Genomic DNA, 17,220 nt, shown 5'->3' with positions numbered 1-17,220 from the left:
TCAGGATTTGCGGCCGGCGCGTGGATGCGCCTGATCGTACGCGCGAGCCAGGTGCTGGAAGTCGAGCCGGGTGTAGATCTGGGTGGTGGAAATGTTGGCGTGGCCCAGCATTTCCTGGACGGCACGCAGGTCCTGGGCGGATTGCAGCACGTGGCTGGCGAAGCTGTGACGCAGCACGTGCGGATGCACATGGGTGGGCAGGCCGGCGGTCTGCGCGATCTGCGCCAGTTGCAGCTGCACCACGCGCGGCGAGATGCGTCGTCCGCGCGCGCCCAGGAACAGCGCGGCCGCATCTTCGGGCTGCGCGGCGGGCGGAGCCAACTGTGGGCGGACTTCGATCCAGCGTCGCAACGCCACCAGGGCCGCCTGGCCTACCGGCACCGAACGGCGCTTGCCGCCCTTGCCCAGCACGATGACTTCGGCATCGTCCAGGTTGAGCCAGCCGCGTGATTCGTACTGGGTCGAGCGCTCGTAGCGCAGGTCCAGCCCCACCAGTTCAGAAAGGCGCAGCCCGCTCGAATAGAGCAATTCGAACATGGCCTGGTCGCGCAGCGCGGCGGGCTCGGTGGCGACCTGCGCCTGGGGGCGGTCGAGCAGGGCCTGGGTCTGTTCGACCGACAGGGCCTTGGGCAGGCCGCGAGGCGCCTTGGGGGCGCGTACGCCGGCGACGGGATTGCCGGCCAGGCCGACGACCGGCGCCCACCACTGATAGAAGCCGCGCCACGCTGCCAACGTGCGTGCCAGGCTGCGCGGGCCGCGGCCCTGGGCGTGCAGCCGCGCCACGAACTGGCGGATGTGGCCGTTGCCCAGGGTGTCCAGCGGCAGCTTGGCGCGTTCGGCCAGGTCGCGCAGGAAGTGCAGTTCTCGCCGGTAGCCGTCGAGCGTATGCGGGGAATAGCGGCGGTTGGCTTCCAGATGGCGTAGCCAGGCGACCATCGGGTCGGGCAGGGGGGCGTCCGGTGCTTGCGGTGCCTGCATGGGAGCCCCCGCCTTCATGGGGTCAGGCCTTGGGGGCGGCCGGGTTCAGCCGGTGCAGCGCGGCCGAGGCCAGTTGGCCGATGGATTCGAGGAACGCCGTGCCCATGTCGGGCGTGAAGCGTTCGGCGTCGTCCGAGCCCAGCACCAGCAGGCCGACGCTGGCGCCATCGGCTTCCAGGCGCAGCGGCACCAGGGCCAGCGACTTGGGCTTGGCATCGAGCCAGCCGGCGGCTTCGAAGGCGGTATCGGTGCCGCAATACGGCGTTTTCAGGCTGTCGGCGAACGTGCGCACGTCTTGCGTGACGGGTTCGCCGTAGCCAGTTTCGGGCAGGTCGGGCAGGTTCCACAGGCGCAGCGCGACGTGGTTGATGTCGAACTGCTCGGCCAGGCCCAGGGCGATTTCGCCGGGCAGGAGCTGAGGATCGTTTTCGGACAGCAGGCGGCAGCACCATTTGGCGACATGGCCGCCGATGGTTTCATTGGCGGTGGCGTTGTGCACCAGTTCGTTCAGGCGCCATTCGAGTTCGCGATTGCGTTCGCGCAGCGTGAGGATCTGGCGTTCGCCCAGAGAAATGGCGCGCGACCCATGCGGATGCGGCACTTGCAGCGTCGCGAAGACGTCGGCGTGTGCATCGAAGAAGCCGGGGTGTTCCTGCAGGAAATTGGCGATGTCCTGGGCGGTGAAAGCGGTATCGGTCATGGGTTATCGGTTCAGCGCCATGGAGAAGACGAGCTTGTCGATGTCGACCTGCCCCGTGAAGACGGATTCGGCCGGGCCGGTCATGCGCAACTGGCCGTCGGTCCAGGCGATGGTCAGCACGCCGCCGCGCGTTTGCACGCGCACCGGGGAATCGAGCAGGCCACGGCGGATGCCGGCCGCGACGGCGGCGCAGGCGCCGGTGCCGCAAGCCAGGGTTTCGCCGGCGCCGCGTTCGTGCACGCGCAGCCGGATGTTGTGGCGATCGACGACTTGCATGAAGCCGGCGTTGACCCGGCGCGCAAAGCGCGGGTGGGTCTCGACCAGCGGGCCGACGATGGCGACGGGGGCGGTGTCGACGTTGTCGACCACCTGCACCGCGTGCGGGTTGGAGATGGCCACGGCCGAGAGGCTGACGCTGCGCGGCAGGCCGGCGGGCGTATCCAGCGGCAGTTCCCACAGGGTGTCCTGGCCTTCGGCGTGCGAGGCCAGGCCGGCGGTGTCGAACGGCAGGGCGGCCGGGTCGAAGCGGGTGCTGCCCATGTCGACCGTGACTTGTTCGTCGTCGCCTTCGTCCAGGACGAGGATGCCCGTGGCGATCTCGGCGCGCAGCGGATTGCGGTCGGACAGGCCCTGCTCGTGCACGAAGCGCACGAAGCAGCGCGCGCCGTTGCCGCAGTGTTCGACCTCGCTGCCGTCGGAGTTGAAGATGCGGTAGCGGAAGTCGGCGTCGGGGCGCGTGGCGCGTTCGACCAGCAGGATCTGGTCGGCGCCGATGCCGAAGTGCCGGTCGCCCAGCGCGCGGGCGCGTTCGGGCGTCATGTCGATGACTTGGCGAACGCCGTCGAGCACGACGAAGTCGTTGCCTGCGCCATGCATTTTGGTGAAGTTCCAGTTCATGGGGGGATTATCGCCCATTCTGGCTCGGGAAACCGGGCGCGCCGCCGCAGTCGATCTGTCCGCGGCGGGGGCGGTGGCCTAGTAGATCTTGGCTTCGCCCGGCGGCCGGGTCTTGAAGCGGCGATGGACCCAGTAGTACTGGCTGGGGCAGCGGCGCACCCAGGCCTCGAGTTCGCGGTTCAGGCGGGCGGTGGCCTCTTCGAGCGAGTCGTCGCCGGGGAAGTTCTCCAGCGGTGGCAGGACTTCGGCGTGGTAACGACCGGTTTCGGGGTTCCAGAAATCCAGGATGGGCAGCACGGCAGCGTCCCACTTCTTGGCCAGCTGGGCGGTCGCCAGCAAGGTGGCGGCCTGGACGCCGAAGAACGGCGCGAACACGGCGCCCTGGCGGCCGAAGTCCATGTCCGGCAGGTAGTACACCGGGCGCGGGGCGCGCAGGTGGCGGATCAGTTCGCGTACGCCGTCCTTGCGGCTGACCAGGAAGACTTCGTTGAAGCGGGCGCGCCCGGCGGCCACGACGGCGTCGATGTGCGGGTCGCTTTGCGGGGTGTACATGGTGGCCGCGCTGGGCACTTCCATGGTGAGCCGGGTGGCGGCGGCATCCAGGCCGATGAAATGGGGGGCCAGCAGGATGACGCTGCGGCCCTGGGCGGTGAGTTCGTTGATGCGTTCGGCGCCGCTCTGGGTGACCATGTCCTTGATGGCCTCGGGCGTGCCGTACCAGAGCACGCCGCGGTCGACGATGGATTGCGCCAGGGCGCGGAAATGTTCACGCACCCAGCGTTCGCGCACGGCTTCAGGCTGGTCGGGAAAGCACAGTTCGAGGTTGCGGCGCACGATGCGGGTGCGCGATTTGGCCAGGCGCATGGCCAGCCAGCCGAGCGTGGCGCCGATGCGTTGGCGCGTGGCGGGCCGCATGCGGCCGAACCATTTCAGCAGGGAAACCAGCGTGCGCGTTTTGGATTCGTTCATGGGCAAAATAGGGGCATAAGACCAGGGCGGCGGAGGGGGCGCGGGCGTCAGCCGGGCTCGGCCGCGGCGCCGTCGACGGGCGCGGGCGGTGCGCCGCGCGGGGTCTTATAGCGGTTGTAGCTCCAGAGGTATTGCCGCGGGCAGCGGCGGATCAGGGTTTCCATGGCGGCGTTCAGCAGCGCGGCCTGGGCCTGCGGGTCGGCGGGCAGGGGCTCGGGCACGCGCACGTAGTGGATGCGCCAGCCGCGGCCACCGGGCAGGCGTTCGCCAGCGGTCAGGATGATCGGCACGCCGGTCTGGCTGGCCAGCTTGCCGGGCAGGGTCATGGTGTAGGCCATGCGGCCGAAGAACGGTGCCCAGACGCCGTCGCCGACGCCCGGGGCCTGGTCGGGCAGCATGCCGACCGATTCGCCGCGGCGCAGGGCGCGTACGAATTCGCGTACGCCCTGCATGGTGGCGGGTACGGCAATGACGGCCGAACTGTTGCGCGCGGTTTCCAGCAGCGGCGCCAGGATGTCCTTGCGAGGCGGGCGGAACATCACGGTCATGGGCATCTGGCGGGCCAGGTAGCGGGCGGTGATCTCGAAGCAGCCCAAGTGCGGGGTCAGGAACAGGATGCCGCGGTTTTCGGCGCGGGCAGCGTCCACGACCGCATTGTCGTCCGACACGACCTGGGCCAGGCTTTGCTCATTGCGGAACCAGACCCGGGGCATTTCGAGGATCATCGCGCCGGCCTCGCCGGCGGCCTGGCGGGCGAAGGCCGCGCCGGGGTAGCCGGCCTGCGCCGCATTGGCCTGCAGGCGGCGCCGGTACTTGCCCGGGAACGCATAGGCGACGCGGCCGAGCAGGCGCCCCAGCGCGTGCGCGACGGGCAGGGGCAAGGAGGCAAACAGGCGAAACAGGGCGAGCAGCATGCGGCAAAGGGGTGAGATCGGGCATGGTAATGCCTGTGCTCGCGGGAAAGACCCCACCCCCGGCACAAGCATAAGTACGGCATTTTCGCTTAAAATCGGCAGGTCGCCGAGTTAACCGACAACTTGCGGGGCGACGGCAGGGGGGCAGCGCATTGCGCGTCTCTTGCCAAATCCGCTAAAGCGTCGCGCCCAGATCAGCGTATGTCAATGCAGTCCGGGGTGCTACGCGCCTCGTGAACCTATGTTCCGGCTGTGCCGGACACGAAAGGACGCATCTGTGGCCAACAACGACTTTCTCTTCACTTCCGAATCCGTTTCCGAAGGGCACCCCGACAAGGTCGCCGACCAGATTTCCGACGCGATTCTGGACGCCATCTTCACCCAGGACCCCAACGCGCGCGTCGCCGCCGAAACCCTGTGCAACACGGGTCTGGTCGTGCTGGCCGGTGAAATCACCACCACCGCCAACGTCGACTACATCCAGGTTGCACGCGACACGATCCGCCGCATCGGCTACGACAACACCGAATACGGCATCGACTACAAGGGTTGCGCGGTGCTGGTCGCCTACGACAAGCAGTCGCCGGACATCGCCCAGGGCGTGGACCGCAGCTCGGAAGACTACCTGAACCAGGGCGCGGGCGACCAAGGCCTGATGTTCGGCTACGCCTGCGACGAAACCCCCGACCTGATGCCCGCCCCGATCTGGTACGCGCACCGCCTGGTGCAGCGCCAGAGCGAACTGCGCAAGGACGGCCGCCTGCCGTGGCTGCGCCCGGACGCCAAGTCGCAAGTGACCTTCCGCTACATCGACGGCCGCCCGGCTGAAGTCGACACCGTGGTGCTGTCGACCCAGCACGCGCCCGACGTCACGCAGGAAACCATCCGCGAAGCCGTCATCGAAGACATCATCAAGCCCAGCTTCCCCGAAGGCCTGATCACGCCCCAGACCAAGTTCCTGGTCAACCCGACCGGCCGCTTCGTCATCGGCGGCCCGCAAGGCGATTGCGGCCTGACCGGCCGCAAGATCATCGTCGACACCTACGGCGGCGCATGCCCGCACGGCGGCGGCGCGTTCTCGGGCAAGGATCCGTCCAAGGTCGACCGCTCGGCTGCCTACGCCGCCCGCTACGTGGCCAAGAACATCGTGGCCGCCGGCCTGGCGCGCCAGTGCCAGGTGCAGGTCAGCTACGCCATCGGCGTGGCCGAGCCCATCAACATCACCGTCTACACCGAAGGCACCGGCGTCATTCCCGACGACCAGATCGCCAAGCTGGTGCGCGAGCACTTCGACCTGCGTCCGAAGGGCATCGTGAACATGCTCGACCTGCTGCGCCCGATCTACACCAAGACCGCCGCCTATGGCCACTTTGGCCGTTCCGAGCCGGAATTCTCGTGGGAAGCCACGGACAAGGTCCAGGAACTGAAGAAGGCGCTCTAAGCTGCCCGCTTCCAGCAAAAAAGCGCCCCTGCATGAACTTGCAGGGGCGCTTTTCTTTGTGGGCAGCAACCGGGGCTACAGTCCCCAGGCGGACAGGTCAGGGGTACGCGGAACGGGCGCCAGCACCCGTTCGATGGCCGCGGCGCAATCCAGCATGGCGGCGTCGCTGCCCGCGGGGGCGAGCAGCTGCACGGCCAGCGGCATGCCGTCGGCGTCGAAGCCGGCCGGCAGGGCGATGGCCGCGGCGCCCAGGAAGTTGGCCGGGCGCAACAGTTTGCCCAGGCCGGTGTGGCGGATGTCGGCCGCGTCCAGCGGTTGCGCGGCCTGGTCGCAGGCGGGCATCAGCAGGGCGTCCAGCCCCTGCATGGCGGCGGCGAACGCGGCCATGTCGGCCTGGCGGCGCGTGAGTGCGGCTTCGTAGTCGGCATGGCTGATGCGGCCGCCCGCGGCAATGCGGGCGCGCACCACTTCCCACAGCGGTTGCGCAGGGTCTTCGGCCAAGGCGCCATAGTAGCGATAGGCCTCGTAGGCGAGCACCAGCGAGTTGTCGTCTGCCATGCGGGCAAACGACAGCGTGGCGGGCGGATGCCAGGCTTCGGGCGTGCAGCCGGCCTGGTCCAGGCTTTCCTGGGCGTCGTGCCAGATGCGCAGGCCTTCGTCGGTCAGCGGGGCCGGCCAGGCTTGCGGGGCCAATACCGCTACCGACGCACGCCGACGTGCGGCGGGGCGGCGCAGGGCTGTGATGCAGGCGGGCGGCAGCGCCAGTGTGGCGGCGTCATCGACATCCGGGCCGGCCAGCAACTGCGTCAACAGGCGTGCGTCCGCCACGCTGCGGGCGATGGGGCCCAGCACATCCAGGGTGTCGGACAGCGGCAGACAGCCGGCGCGGCTGATGACGCCGGACGACGGCTTGTAGCCGACCACGCCGTTCAGCGCCGCCGGAGCGCGCACTGAACCGCCCGTGTCGCCGCCCAGCGCCAACGGCGCCAGGCCGGCGCCCACGGCCACGCCGGCGCCGCTGGACGAGCCGCCCGGCGCGCGCGCTTCGCGGGCGTCCCAGGGGTTGCGGGCGGTGCCTTGCGTGGGGTTCTGGCCGGACAGGCCGAACGCGAATTCGGTCATGCGGGTCTTGCCCAGAATGGGCATGCCCTGCGCGGCCAGCCCGTGGGCGGCGGCGGATGTCTCGTCGCTGACCACGCCGCGGCGGGTCTGTGACCCTCCGCTGATCGTGGTGCCTGCCCATTGCACGCTGTCTTTCACCGCCACCGGCACGCCGTGCAGGGGGCCCATCGAGATGCCCGCGGCTTGCAGGCGATCGGCCGCGTCGGCCTGGGCCAGCGCGCGTTCGGCGGTGACTTCGCTGTAGGCGGCGAGCTGCGGCGCGCGTTCGATGCGGTCCAGGAAGTGGGTGGTGACCTGGCGCGACGTCAATTCGCCGTCGCGGATGGCGCGGGCGAGTTCGCGGGCTTCTCGGAAATGCAGGGCGGTATCTTGGTCTGGCATGGCTCTCACGAAAATGAAAAAGCCTTCCGGCCCGTCGGGGCCGGAAAGCAGGGCATGGGACGCTGCAAGAGGCGCGTTACTTCAGCGATTGGCCCCGGGTTTCAGGCATGCGGATGAAGGTGATCAGCGTGATGACGGCGCCCGCCAGCACGTAATAGAAGAACCAGCGCTCCATGCCCTTGCTTTGCAGCCAGGTCAGCAGGTAGGGCGTGGTGCCGCCCAGCAGCGCGACGACCAGGTTGTACGGCGCGCCGATGCCGACGGCGCGCACGCTGGTCGGGAACTGCTCGGACATGATGGCCGGGGCGATCGACGTGTACATGGCATACAGCACCAGGCCGAACAGTTCCACGGCCAGGATCGAGCCGAACGACGGGCCCAGCGTGCTCATCAGCGGATAGAAGAAGATCAGGTAGCCGGCGGCAAAGAAGATCAGCTGCGGCTTGCGGCCGATGCGGTCGGACAGCATGCCGAACAGCGGCTGCACCAGCATGAACACGATCAGCGCGATGGTGTTGGCGGCGAACGCGACCTGCGGGTCGGCCTTGACCTGGCGGATGGCGTAGGTAGGCACGTAGGCCACGAAGATATAGAACGCGAAGGTCGTCAGGATGGAGAAGCCGACGATGCGCAGCACTTCGCGCGGGTGGTCCCGCAGCAGGGTGCGCAGCGGCTGCTTTTCGACACCGGCTTTCTTGGCGTGCGAGAACGCTTCGGTTTCCGGGATCGAACGGCGGATCCACATGCCGGCCAGGCCGCCCAGCGCGCCCAGGGCGAACGGAATGCGCCAGCCCCAGGCGGCCATGTCAGCCTTGGTCAGCGTCGACGTCAGGATCCAGCCCACGGCCGAGGCGGCCAGGATGCCGACCGCGGCGCTGAAGAAGACGAAGCTGGAATAGAAGCCGCGCTTTTCGGGCGGCGCCATTTCCGCCAGGAAGGTCGTGGCCGAGGCATACTCTCCGCCCAGCGACAGGCCTTGCAGCAGGCGGGCGGCGGTGAGCAGCAGCGGCGCGGCCAGGCCGATGGCGGCGTAGGTGGGCGTGACGGCGATGATGAGCGAACCGCCTGCCATCATCAGGATGGTCAGGCCCAGCGCGGCCTTGCGGCCGTAGCGGTCGGAAAAGATGCCCAGCACCCAGCCGCCCACCGGACGCATGAAGAAACCGACGGCGAAGATGCCGAACGTGTACAGCAAGGCGGCGGTTTCATTGCCTTCGGGGAAGAACTGGCTGGAAAAGAAGATGGCGAACGACGCATAGATGGTCCAATCGAACCATTCGACGGCATTGCCTACACTACCGGCCAGAATCGTGCGGGACCGCGACACGGGCGCGGCGCTTGCCCCCTGCTGGGCGCGCAGGGTTGCGGAAGGGGTGCTCATAAGTTCCTCGGGTATTTATTTTTGGTCAATTTGACCGTTTAATTTTGTGTTTTTATCAATGCGCGAACGTTAGATTAATGAATATGGTCACGTCAAGTAAGGGTAAGTCCCTAATGCCGGCGCTCGATGACACCGATCTGGCCTGCCTGATCGCCTTGCAGGCAGACCCGCGGGCGTCCTGGCGCGAGCTGGGCGCGGCCACCGGCATCGCCGAGCGCACCGTGGCGCGGCGCGTCAAGCGGCTGATGGACGCCGACGCCTTGCGCGTCATCGCCGAAGCGGACCCGCTGGCGACTGGCCGCGGCGTGGTGCTGCATGCCTGGGTGCGTTGCCGCTCGGGCCGGGTGCCCGACGTGGCCGAGGCGTTGGCGCGGTTGGGCATCACGCAGCTGGTGGTAACGCTGGCCGGCACCGCGGACCTGATGGCGGAACTGACGCTGGAGGACGCGGCGGACATGCCCGACGTGGTGACGCGCGTCCTGCCGTCGATTGACGGTGTCGAGCACGTCGAAGCCCGGCTGGTGCTGCGGCCGTTCCGCCGGGCGGGCCAGTGGCGCATCCAGGCCGATGCCGGGGCGCCTCAAGACGCGCAGGAGCCGTCGTTGGCACCGCCGGCGGCACTGACGGACGCCGAGCAACGCATCGTCGCCCATCTGATGCGCGACGGTCGCGCCAGCCTGGCGGAACTGGCCGGGCACGCCGACGTCAGCGAGCCCACCGCGCATCGCCTGCTGCAACACCTGGTGGACCGGCGCGCGTTGAGCTTCCGGGTCGAGGTCGAGCCTGCGCTGGTGGGCTTTCCGGTCGAGGCGGTGATTTCGGTGCAGGTGCGCCCGCAGGCGGTCGATGCGCTGGCCGCGCACCTGGCGCTGGATCCGAACACGCGATGCCTGTTCGGCACCAGCGGCGCGTCGCAATTGTTCTGGCACGTGCTGTGCCGTGACAGCCTGCACCTGTGGGATGTCGTCACGCGCCGGCTGGGCGAGCTGGACGGCGTGCTGGCGAGCGAAGTCGGCGTGGTGATGCGCGCCTACAAGCGTTGCGGCATCGTGCGCGAAGGCGCGCGGCTGGGCGGCGAAAACGCCTGATCGGCTGGCAGGGATATGCGGGCCGGCTGGCGGGCAGGGCGCCTGAGCCGACCCGAGCAGACACGAACTGACTCGGGCAGACCCGATTCGTCCCGAGCCGGCCCGACTGTGCCCGCGTCGCTACGCGCCCAGGTAGGCGCGGGCCAACGCCCCATCGGCCGCGATCTCTTGCGCCGTGCCCTGCGCCGCCACGCGCCCGGATTCCAGCACGTAGGCGCGATCGGCCAGGGACAGGGCCAGCGCGGCCATCTGGTCCACCAGCAGGATCGTCATGGATTCGGCGCGCAGCCGGTCCAGCGCTTCGAACAGTTCGTCGATGATCTTGGGCGCCAGTCCCAGCGACGGTTCGTCCAGCAGCAGGATGACGGGCTTGGACATCAGTCCGCGCGCAATGGCCAGCATCTGCTGTTCGCCGCCGGATAACAGGCCGGCACGCTGGTGCAGCCGCTCGCGCAGCCGCGGAAAGCGCGTCAGCATTTCTTCTACCCGCGCATCACGGTCGGCCGGATGCAGGAAGGCGCCCAGCCGGATGTTGTCCAGCACGCTCAGGTCAGGAAACACCTGGCGGCCTTCGGGCACCAGCACCAGTCCGCGCGCCACGATGCGGTCCGCCGTCAGCCCATTGAGTTCCTGGCCCTGCAGGTGCATGCCGCCTTGCGCCGGCCGGTGCAGACCCGCCAGCGTGCGCATCAACGTGGATTTGCCCGCGCCGTTGGCGCCCAGCAGCGCCACCATTTCGCCTTCGCGCACCTGCAGGTCAATGCCATGCAGCACGGGGTTGGCACCGTAGCCGGTGGTCAGGCTGCCTACCCCCAGCACTTCGGGGGCGATGCCGGCGCCCGCCGAGGCGGGGCGTGCGGCGGGTGTGCGCCGTGCGGCGTCGTCGCCCAGGTACGCTTGCCGCACCGCGTCGGATTGCTGGATCTGGGTGGGCGTCCCTTGCGCCAGTTCGCGGCCGGCGTCGATGGCGACGATATGGTCCGACACGCCCATGACGAGCGCCATGTCGTGCTCGACCAGCAGCACGCCTGCGCCGGCCTCGGCGATGCGCCGCAGCAACCCGGCCAGGCGGACCTTGTCTTCGCGCGACAGGCCGGCCGCGGGTTCATCCATCAGCAGTACGTCGGCGTCCGTGGCGAGCGCGCGCGCAATCTCCACCAGCCGCCTGTCCACATGCGGCAGGTCGGCGGCGGGCGTGTCCAGTGCGCCCTCGTAGCCGCAAAATGCCAGCAGGGCGCGCGCCCGTTCGCGCGCGTCGGCGGCCAGGTAGCGCCGTTGCGCCAGCAGTCCGCCAAGGCGGCCGCGCAACAAGCCCAGCGCCACGTTGTCTTCGACGCTGAGCGTGTCGAACAGCTGCGAGGTCTGGTAGGTGCGCGCAATGCCGCTGCGTGCCACGCGATAGGCGGGCAGCGCGGCCAGTAGGACCTTGCCCAGCGACACCGTGCCGGCGGTCGGCGCGTAGTAGCCGCTGAGCATGTTGATGACGGTGGACTTGCCCGCGCCGTTCGGCCCGATCAGCGCGGTGACCGCGGCGGGGGCGACCTCGAACGACACGTCCTGCACCGCGCGCACGCCGCCGAAGGTCATGGTCAGTCCCTTGGCGTGCAAGGTGCGGCGCGGACCGCCGGCGGCCGTGATGCCCCCGTGGCGGGGCGCCAGCCGCGGCGCCGCGCGGCGCTGCCGCCAACGTCCCAGCAGCCCGGCGGCGCCGTCGGGCGCGGCCCACAGCACCACCAGCAGGAAGGCGCCGAAGAACAGCAGGCGGTATTCCTCCAGGCCCGCCAGCAATTCGGGTAACAGGCCCACCACCAGCGCACCCAGCAGCGGCCCCGCCAGCGAGCCCGCGCCGCCGATGGTCACCGCCAGCACGAACAGGATGGACTGCATGAAGTTGAAGTTGTGCGGCGTGATCATGCCGGCTTGCGACGCATACAGTCCGCCGGCCAGGCCCACCACCGCCGCCGACACCATGAACGCCACCGCCTTGACGACCAGCGGATTGATGCCGATCGATTCACTGGCGGTCTCGCTGTCCTTGACCGCCCGCATCGCCGCGCCCCAGGCGCCGCGCGCCAGCCGCGCATAACCGGCCAGCGCGACGAACACGGCAACGATGGCCAGCATCGCCACGCCGCGGTCGCCGCCCAGTCCGCCCAGCGAGGGCTGCACGATGCCCATCAGGCCGTTCTGCCCGCCGGTCACGTCCCCGCCTTCGATCAGCGCGTGTTCCACGATGAAGCCGAAGGCAATGGTGATCATCGCCAGGTACGGGCCTTTGACGCGCAGCGCCGGCACCGCCAGCAGCAGGCCGAAGGCGCCGGCCACCAGCGCTGCCACCGGCCAGGCCAGCCAGAAGCTCCAGCCCGCCTGCCCGGTCAAGATCGCCACCACGTAGGCGCCGATGGCATAGAACGCCGCGTGGCCGAACGACATCTGTCCGGTCAGCCCCAACAGCACGTTCAGCCCGATGCCCGCCAGCGCCAGCAGCGCCACGTTGCCCAGCACGAAGACGTAGTAGCCGTTGACGCAGGCGGCCAGGGCCAGGCTGGCAACGGCCAGCAGCGCGTAGCCCGCCAGTGCCAGCGGAAAGGGTGCAATGCGTTTGTCCATCAGACTTTCCTTGCGGCGGCGCGGCCGAACAGCCCGTCGGGGCGTGCCGCCAACATCACGATGACCAGCGCGAAACTGATGATCTGCGTGTACCCGGAACCCAGCGTCACCGTGATCAGCGCTTCGACCACGCCGAACAGCAGGCCCGCCAGCATCACGCCCCAGGCGCTGGTGATCCCGCCCAGGATGGCCACCACGAAGGCCTTCAGGCCGAACAGCGTGCCCATGTCTGCCTGCACGTTGAACAGCGGCGCGACCAGCGCGCCGGCAATCCCCGCGAACAGCGTGGACACGGCAAAGGCCGCCATGATCGCGCGGCGCACGGGGATGCCCATCAGGCGCGCGGCATTGGGGTTCTGCACCACCGCCAGCAGCGCCACGCCCCAGCGGGTGCGGCGCGACAGCGCATGCAACGCGGCGGCCAGCGCCAGCCCGATCAGCGGAATCAGCAATTGCAGCGGATACACGCCCAGGCCCAGTCCGCCGATCTCCAGCGGTGCTTGCGCCAGGGGCGACGGCAGGCTGCGCGGCTCTTTGCCGAAGGTGAACATCACCACGTTGTCGAGCACGATGCCCAGCGCCACCGTCGACATGAGCCAGGCGTTGGACCCACGGCTGGCGAAAGGCCGCACGGCCAGCCGCTCGACCACCAGGCCATACAGCGCGCACAGCGCCAGCGCGGGCGGCAGGGCGGCCGCGAGCGGCCACCCGAGCGTCTGCGCGAAGGTGTAGGTCAGCACGGCGCCCAGCATCATCGAGCTGCCCTGCGCGAAATTGACCGTGCCCGACACGGCGTAGGTCAGGTAGAAGCCCAGGGCCATCAGCCCGTACATGCTTCCCAGGCCCAGGCCGCTCACGATGGCGGACATCCACAACATGCGTGTCTCCCGTTGGCGATGGTGGCGGCCGCGCTTATTGCGCGCCCGCGACCGGCAGGATGCGGTTGTCCACGAAGTGGGTCCACACGTAGTCGTTCTCGCGCAGCGCATCGTGCGAGGCCGGCGTGAAAGGCTGTTCGTAGGTCTTGATCAGGCCTTCGTACTTGCCGATCTTGTAGAAGCCCTGGCGCACCGCGTCGCCGTCGGTGGAGCCGGCCTGGGCAATGGCCAGCGCGGCCAGCCGCATGCCGTCATAGGCGTTGGCCACCCCCACGGCGGGCGTGATGTCCTGCGGGCCCTTGATGTCGGAATACTTGGTCTTCAGTGCCTGCATCACCTTTTCACCCACGGGACTTTGCTTGCCGAAGAAGCTGTAGGTCTGCACGAAGTGCACGTTCTTGGCATTGGGGCCGGCCAGCTCGGTGAAGCGCCCGCCCGCGGGGCCCCAGTGCGACACCACCGGCACCTTCCAGCCCATGCGGTCCAGCGACTTGACCACCTGCGCCGACGGGCCGACGTTGCCCACCAGGAACAGCGTGTCGGCCCCGGCCGCCTTCAGGCGGCTGAGCTGAGGCGTCACGTCCAGGTCGGCAGGCTGGAATTTCTCGACGCCGGCGGGCGTGATCCTGGCGGCGGCCAGTGCCGCGGCCAGGCCTTTTTCGTTGGATTCGCCCCAGGGGTTATTGACCAGGATCATGCCCGGCTTGGCGCTCTGGAACGTCTTTTGTGCGTACTGCACCATGGCGCTGTCGACGATCTCGTCCATGGCCGACACGCGGAACACGAAGTTCGGGTTGCCCTTGTTCTGCGTGATCGCGGTGCCTGCGGCCCAGGGCCCCATGAACGGCACTTTTTCCTGGTTCACGATGGGCACGATCGCCATCGACACCGGCGTGTCCAGCCCGCCGAACAGCACGGTGACTTTTTCCTTGTAGATCAGCTCGCGCGCGGCGGCCATGCCCTTGGCCGGGTTGCCTTCGTCGTCGCGCCGCACCAGTACCACCTGGCGTCCGCCCAGCAGGCCGCCGCTGGCGTTGATCTCGTCGATCGCGATGGTCATGCCGCGCGTCAACGCTTCGCCGGCTCGGGCCGATTCGCCCGACAGCGCGGTGATCAGGCCGATCTTGATCGGGTCGGCGGCCAGCGCTGGTTGCGTGGCCAGGCCAGCCGCGAACAGGGCGGCGCTGGCGGTGCGAAGCAGGAAGGAACGGCGGGTCGGGGTCATCGGGCACTCCTGGAAAAGTGGAACGGATCTTGCATGGGTTCAAGTGCTGCTCCGGTTCCCTATGCAAGATCCATGCCACCCGGCTGGCCATGCGCCGTGCCTGTCTCGCAAGGCCTTGTCCCAGGGGGATGTGGACGGTTCATCAGAGAGTTTGTCGCGCCTTAATCCAAATTTTGTTCCCAAAACATCAGGCTTTTTGTTAACAATCACGCATCAGGATTTGCACCAAAATGAATCCATCCCCGCTCTCAAGCACCAATCCGGGGCGCGCCGCGCCCGCGCCCTGGGCCCCTGCGCCGCTCGCCAGCCATGGCCGTTTCCCGTACCAGGCCATTACCGGCCGGGCGGACTACGCCTGGCCCAACGGCGCGCGCCTGGCGGTGTACCTGGGCTTCAATATTGAGCACTTCGCCTTCGGCGAGGGCCTGGGGGCCGAGCTGGGGCCGGCCTCGCCGCATCCCGACGTGCTCAATTTCGCCTGGCGCGAGTACGGCAATCGGGTAGGGGCGTGGCGCTGCCTGGAACTGTTCGACGAATTGGCATTGCCCGCCGGCGTGCTGATCAACACGGCGCTGTATGAACACTGCCCCGAACTCGTCGACGCCTGCCTGGCGCGCGGCGACGAATTGATCGGGCATGGCTACAGCAACGCCCATCGCCAGGGGGGCCTGTCCGAACCCGACGAACGCGCGTTGCTCGAACACTGCCGCGACCGCATCGGCCAGCACGCCGGCCGTGCGCCCGCCGGCTGGCTGTCGCCCTGGATTTCCGAAAGCCACGCCACGCCCGACCTGTTGGCTGAAACGGGCTACCGCTACACCTTGAACTGGTGCCACGACGACCAGCCGGTGCGCATGCGCACCCGCGCCGGCGACCTGTGGGCGATTCCGTATCCGCAGGAACTGAACGACATCCCCATGATCATGGGCCGCAAGATGGACGCCCGCGACTTTGCCGATATGATTCTTGACCAGTTCGAGGAAATGCGGATGCAGGCGCAGCGCCAGCCGCTGGTCATGGGCATTGCGCTGCATCCGTATATCGTGGGCCAGCCCTATCGGCTGCGGCACCTGCGCCGGGCGCTGGCGCCGTTGGCTGCCGCGCGCGACCGCGGCGAGATCTGGTTCGCCACGCCCGGTGACATCTGCCGCCATATGGACAGCCTGACGCCTACAGCCTGACCCCGCCCGCTGATCTTCGACCCCCTGCGACCTTCTTGCCAATGCCGAGCCCCGCCATGCCCACCCGCAGCCCCGCCAAACCCCGTTCCACGCCGGCCGCCAAGCGCCGCGCGGCTGTCGTCGTGCCTGCCGTCGACGATGCCGCACCTGACGCCGACCAGGAACGCCGCATCTGCGAGGCCGTCTACGAAAGCGTGATGAGCCAGCGCCTGACGCCCGGCACCAAGCTGCCCGAAGCCGCCCTGTGCGACATCTTCGGCGTGTCGCGCTCGGTGGCGCGCAAGGCCTTGCAGCGCCTGGCGCACGAGCACGTGGTCGACCTGCATCACAACCGCGGCGCCGTGGTGGCCGAGCCCACCCCCGAAGACACTCGCCAGATCTTCCAGGCGCGGCGCGCGCTTGAGGCGGCGTTGCTGCCGCTGGCTGCCGCCCGCGCCACCAAGGCTGACTACGCCTCGCTGCGCAAGCAACTGCGCGACGAGCATGCGCTGCTGCATCGCGCCGGCCAGCCGGCCTGGGCACGACAGGCTAGCGCCTTTCACGTGCGGCTGGGCGAGCTGTCGGGCAACGCCATCCTGCACGGTTACCTGGCCGAACTGGTGTCGCGCTGCTCGCTGATCGTGGCGCTGTACGAACCGCCGGGCAACGCCGCCTGCGAGCACGGCGAACACGTGCTGATCGTCGACCTGCTCGAACGCGGGCAGGTGGCCGAGGCCGTGAAGATCAACGACAACCACCTGGCGGACCTGGAACGGCGCATCAGCCTGGAACGTCCGCAACCCGCTCAAACCCTTGCCCAGATGCTGGGACTGGCCTGATATGGACATCGACTTCGATTCAATCACCGAATACCAGCGCTACAAGCTCATGGCGAGCCTGATCGTGCCGCGCCCCATCGCGCTGATCACCACCTTGTCGGAAACCGGCGTGGTCAATGCGGCGCCCTTCAGCATGTTCAACATGCTGGGCGAAGACCCGCCCATCGTCATGGTCAGCATCAACCGACTGGAAGACGGCAACCTGAAGGACACGGCGCGCAACATCACGCGTACCGGCGAATTCGTGGTGCACCTGACCGACGAGGCCATGGCCGAGAAAATGCACCGCTGCGGCGACCGCCTGCCGGCCGACGTCAGCGAGCTGGCCCACGCCGGGCTTGACGCCGCGCCCAGCCGGAAGGTCGCGCCGCCACGCATCGTGCAAGCACCCGTGGCGTTCGAATGCACGCTGTTCGAAACCCTGGAAACCGCCAGCCGCCAGATCTTCATTGGCCAGGTGCGCTGGCTGCACGCGCGCGACGGCCTGATCGACACCGAGACCTGGCGCGTGCGCCTGCAAGACTATTTTCCGGTGGGCCGCTTCGGCGCCAGCTTCTACGTCACCACCCGCGACCGCTACGCCATCGGCGATGCGCCGGCCAGCACGGCCATCGACGAGATCTAGCGGCATTGCCCG

The 17,220-nt window shown here is 68.6% G+C and carries 15 protein-coding genes; 5 read left to right on the top strand and 10 right to left on the bottom strand.

The window, feature by feature from the left end; all coding sequences use genetic code 11:
• Genes xerC through ACUDP5_RS28370 form a run of 5 tightly spaced genes read right to left on the bottom strand, consistent with a single transcriptional unit; the run spans position 1 to position 4,458 of the window.
• Positions 1–978, bottom strand: coding sequence for a tyrosine recombinase XerC (xerC, locus tag ACUDP5_RS28390; protein WP_263912972.1), 978 nt, complete (start codon positions 976–978; stop codon positions 1–3).
• 22 nt (positions 979–1,000) lie between these two features.
• Complete coding sequence (locus tag ACUDP5_RS28385; RefSeq protein WP_263912971.1) at positions 1,001–1,678, bottom strand: DUF484 family protein; 678 nt, start codon at positions 1,676–1,678, stop codon at positions 1,001–1,003.
• Positions 1,679–1,681: 3 nt separating this feature from the next.
• Positions 1,682–2,593: a diaminopimelate epimerase gene (gene dapF, locus ACUDP5_RS28380; protein ID WP_263912970.1), complete on the bottom strand. Its 912-nt coding sequence runs from the start codon at positions 2,591–2,593 to the stop codon at positions 1,682–1,684.
• Between the two features lie 60 nt (positions 2,594–2,653).
• Complete coding sequence (locus ACUDP5_RS28375) at positions 2,654–3,544, bottom strand: lysophospholipid acyltransferase family protein (RefSeq protein ID WP_263912969.1); 891 nt, start codon at positions 3,542–3,544, stop codon at positions 2,654–2,656.
• A gap of 47 nt (positions 3,545–3,591) precedes the next feature.
• Entirely contained in the window at positions 3,592–4,458 is an 867-nt protein-coding gene (locus tag ACUDP5_RS28370) for a lysophospholipid acyltransferase family protein (RefSeq protein WP_263912968.1), read from the bottom strand.
• 277 nt (positions 4,459–4,735) lie between these two features.
• Between ACUDP5_RS28370 and metK the strand changes: the two genes are divergently transcribed.
• Positions 4,736–5,899 carry a methionine adenosyltransferase gene (gene metK, locus ACUDP5_RS28365; protein ID WP_445657817.1) on the top strand — a complete coding sequence of 388 codons (1,164 nt, stop codon included), beginning with the start codon at positions 4,736–4,738 and terminating at the stop codon, positions 5,897–5,899.
• Positions 5,900–5,974: 75 nt separating this feature from the next.
• Here the strand turns inward: metK and ACUDP5_RS28360 are convergent, their stop codons facing one another.
• Positions 5,975–7,402, bottom strand: a complete 1,428-nt coding sequence (locus ACUDP5_RS28360) for an amidase (RefSeq protein ID WP_445657816.1) — start codon at positions 7,400–7,402, stop codon at positions 5,975–5,977.
• A 76-nt stretch (positions 7,403–7,478) separates the two neighbouring features.
• The gene (locus ACUDP5_RS28355) at positions 7,479–8,783 is read right to left on the bottom strand and encodes an MFS transporter (protein ID WP_263912965.1); all 1,305 of its coding nucleotides are present in this window, start codon (positions 8,781–8,783) and stop codon (positions 7,479–7,481) included.
• 77 nt (positions 8,784–8,860) lie between these two features.
• Here ACUDP5_RS28355 and ACUDP5_RS28350 point away from each other — a divergent pair, with 77 nt between their 5' ends.
• Entirely contained in the window at positions 8,861–9,871 is a 1,011-nt protein-coding gene (locus ACUDP5_RS28350) for an Lrp/AsnC family transcriptional regulator (protein ID WP_445657815.1), read from the top strand.
• Positions 9,872–9,991: 120 nt separating this feature from the next.
• On the opposite strand, the gene ACUDP5_RS28345 is transcribed toward ACUDP5_RS28350, so the two are convergent.
• Genes ACUDP5_RS28345 through ACUDP5_RS28335 form a run of 3 tightly spaced genes read right to left on the bottom strand, consistent with a single transcriptional unit; the run spans position 9,992 to position 14,584 of the window.
• On the bottom strand, positions 9,992–12,481 hold the full coding sequence (locus tag ACUDP5_RS28345) for a branched-chain amino acid ABC transporter ATP-binding protein/permease (protein ID WP_445657814.1): 2,490 nt from the start codon (positions 12,479–12,481) through the stop codon (positions 9,992–9,994).
• A complete protein-coding gene (locus ACUDP5_RS28340) occupies positions 12,481–13,359 on the bottom strand; it encodes a branched-chain amino acid ABC transporter permease (protein WP_445657813.1) in 879 nt (292 codons plus the stop codon). The genes ACUDP5_RS28345 and ACUDP5_RS28340 overlap by 1 nt, the downstream gene beginning before the upstream one ends.
• A gap of 34 nt (positions 13,360–13,393) precedes the next feature.
• Positions 13,394–14,584, bottom strand: coding sequence for an ABC transporter substrate-binding protein (locus ACUDP5_RS28335; protein ID WP_445657812.1), 1,191 nt, complete (start codon positions 14,582–14,584; stop codon positions 13,394–13,396).
• Positions 14,585–14,814: 230 nt separating this feature from the next.
• Between ACUDP5_RS28335 and ACUDP5_RS28330 the strand changes: the two genes are divergently transcribed.
• The 3 genes from ACUDP5_RS28330 to ACUDP5_RS28320 are packed head-to-tail and all read left to right on the top strand — an operon-like array spanning position 14,815 to position 17,208.
• Positions 14,815–15,765, top strand: coding sequence for a polysaccharide deacetylase family protein (locus ACUDP5_RS28330; RefSeq protein ID WP_445657811.1), 951 nt, complete (start codon positions 14,815–14,817; stop codon positions 15,763–15,765).
• Positions 15,766–15,821: 56 nt separating this feature from the next.
• Entirely contained in the window at positions 15,822–16,583 is a 762-nt protein-coding gene (locus tag ACUDP5_RS28325) for a GntR family transcriptional regulator (protein ID WP_445657810.1), read from the top strand.
• A 1-nt stretch (position 16,584) separates the two neighbouring features.
• Positions 16,585–17,208 carry a flavin reductase family protein gene (locus tag ACUDP5_RS28320; RefSeq protein WP_263912959.1) on the top strand — a complete coding sequence of 208 codons (624 nt, stop codon included), beginning with the start codon at positions 16,585–16,587 and terminating at the stop codon, positions 17,206–17,208.
• The last annotated feature ends 12 nt before the right edge of the window (positions 17,209–17,220 follow it).

It is taken from the genome of Achromobacter sp. NCFB-sbj8-Ac1-l (genome assembly GCF_052695805.1).
This window is presented reverse-complemented; position numbering and strand designations above follow the sequence as displayed.

Excerpts from the sequence above, each read along its gene's own strand:
- dapF (WP_263912970.1), bottom strand. The coding sequence starts at position 2,593 with ATGGGCGATAATCCCCCCATGAACTGGAACTTCACCAAAATGCATGGC.
- ACUDP5_RS28360 (WP_445657816.1), bottom strand. The coding sequence starts at position 7,402 with ATGCCAGACCAAGATACCGCCCTGCATTTCCGAGAAGCCCGCGAACTC.
- ACUDP5_RS28370 (WP_263912968.1), bottom strand. The coding sequence starts at position 4,458 with ATGCTGCTCGCCCTGTTTCGCCTGTTTGCCTCCTTGCCCCTGCCCGTC.
- ACUDP5_RS28345 (WP_445657814.1), bottom strand. The coding sequence starts at position 12,481 with ATGGACAAACGCATTGCACCCTTTCCGCTGGCACTGGCGGGCTACGCG.
- ACUDP5_RS28355 (WP_263912965.1), bottom strand. The coding sequence starts at position 8,783 with ATGAGCACCCCTTCCGCAACCCTGCGCGCCCAGCAGGGGGCAAGCGCC.
- ACUDP5_RS28375 (WP_263912969.1), bottom strand. The coding sequence starts at position 3,544 with ATGAACGAATCCAAAACGCGCACGCTGGTTTCCCTGCTGAAATGGTTC.
- xerC (WP_263912972.1), bottom strand. The coding sequence starts at position 978 with ATGCAGGCACCGCAAGCACCGGACGCCCCCCTGCCCGACCCGATGGTC.
- ACUDP5_RS28335 (WP_445657812.1), bottom strand. The coding sequence starts at position 14,584 with ATGACCCCGACCCGCCGTTCCTTCCTGCTTCGCACCGCCAGCGCCGCC.
- ACUDP5_RS28325 (WP_445657810.1), top strand. The coding sequence starts at position 15,822 with ATGCCCACCCGCAGCCCCGCCAAACCCCGTTCCACGCCGGCCGCCAAG.
- ACUDP5_RS28385 (WP_263912971.1), bottom strand. The coding sequence starts at position 1,678 with ATGACCGATACCGCTTTCACCGCCCAGGACATCGCCAATTTCCTGCAG.
- ACUDP5_RS28330 (WP_445657811.1), top strand. The coding sequence starts at position 14,815 with ATGAATCCATCCCCGCTCTCAAGCACCAATCCGGGGCGCGCCGCGCCC.
- ACUDP5_RS28350 (WP_445657815.1), top strand. The coding sequence starts at position 8,861 with ATGAATATGGTCACGTCAAGTAAGGGTAAGTCCCTAATGCCGGCGCTC.
- ACUDP5_RS28320 (WP_263912959.1), top strand. The coding sequence starts at position 16,585 with ATGGACATCGACTTCGATTCAATCACCGAATACCAGCGCTACAAGCTC.
- ACUDP5_RS28340 (WP_445657813.1), bottom strand. The coding sequence starts at position 13,359 with ATGTTGTGGATGTCCGCCATCGTGAGCGGCCTGGGCCTGGGAAGCATG.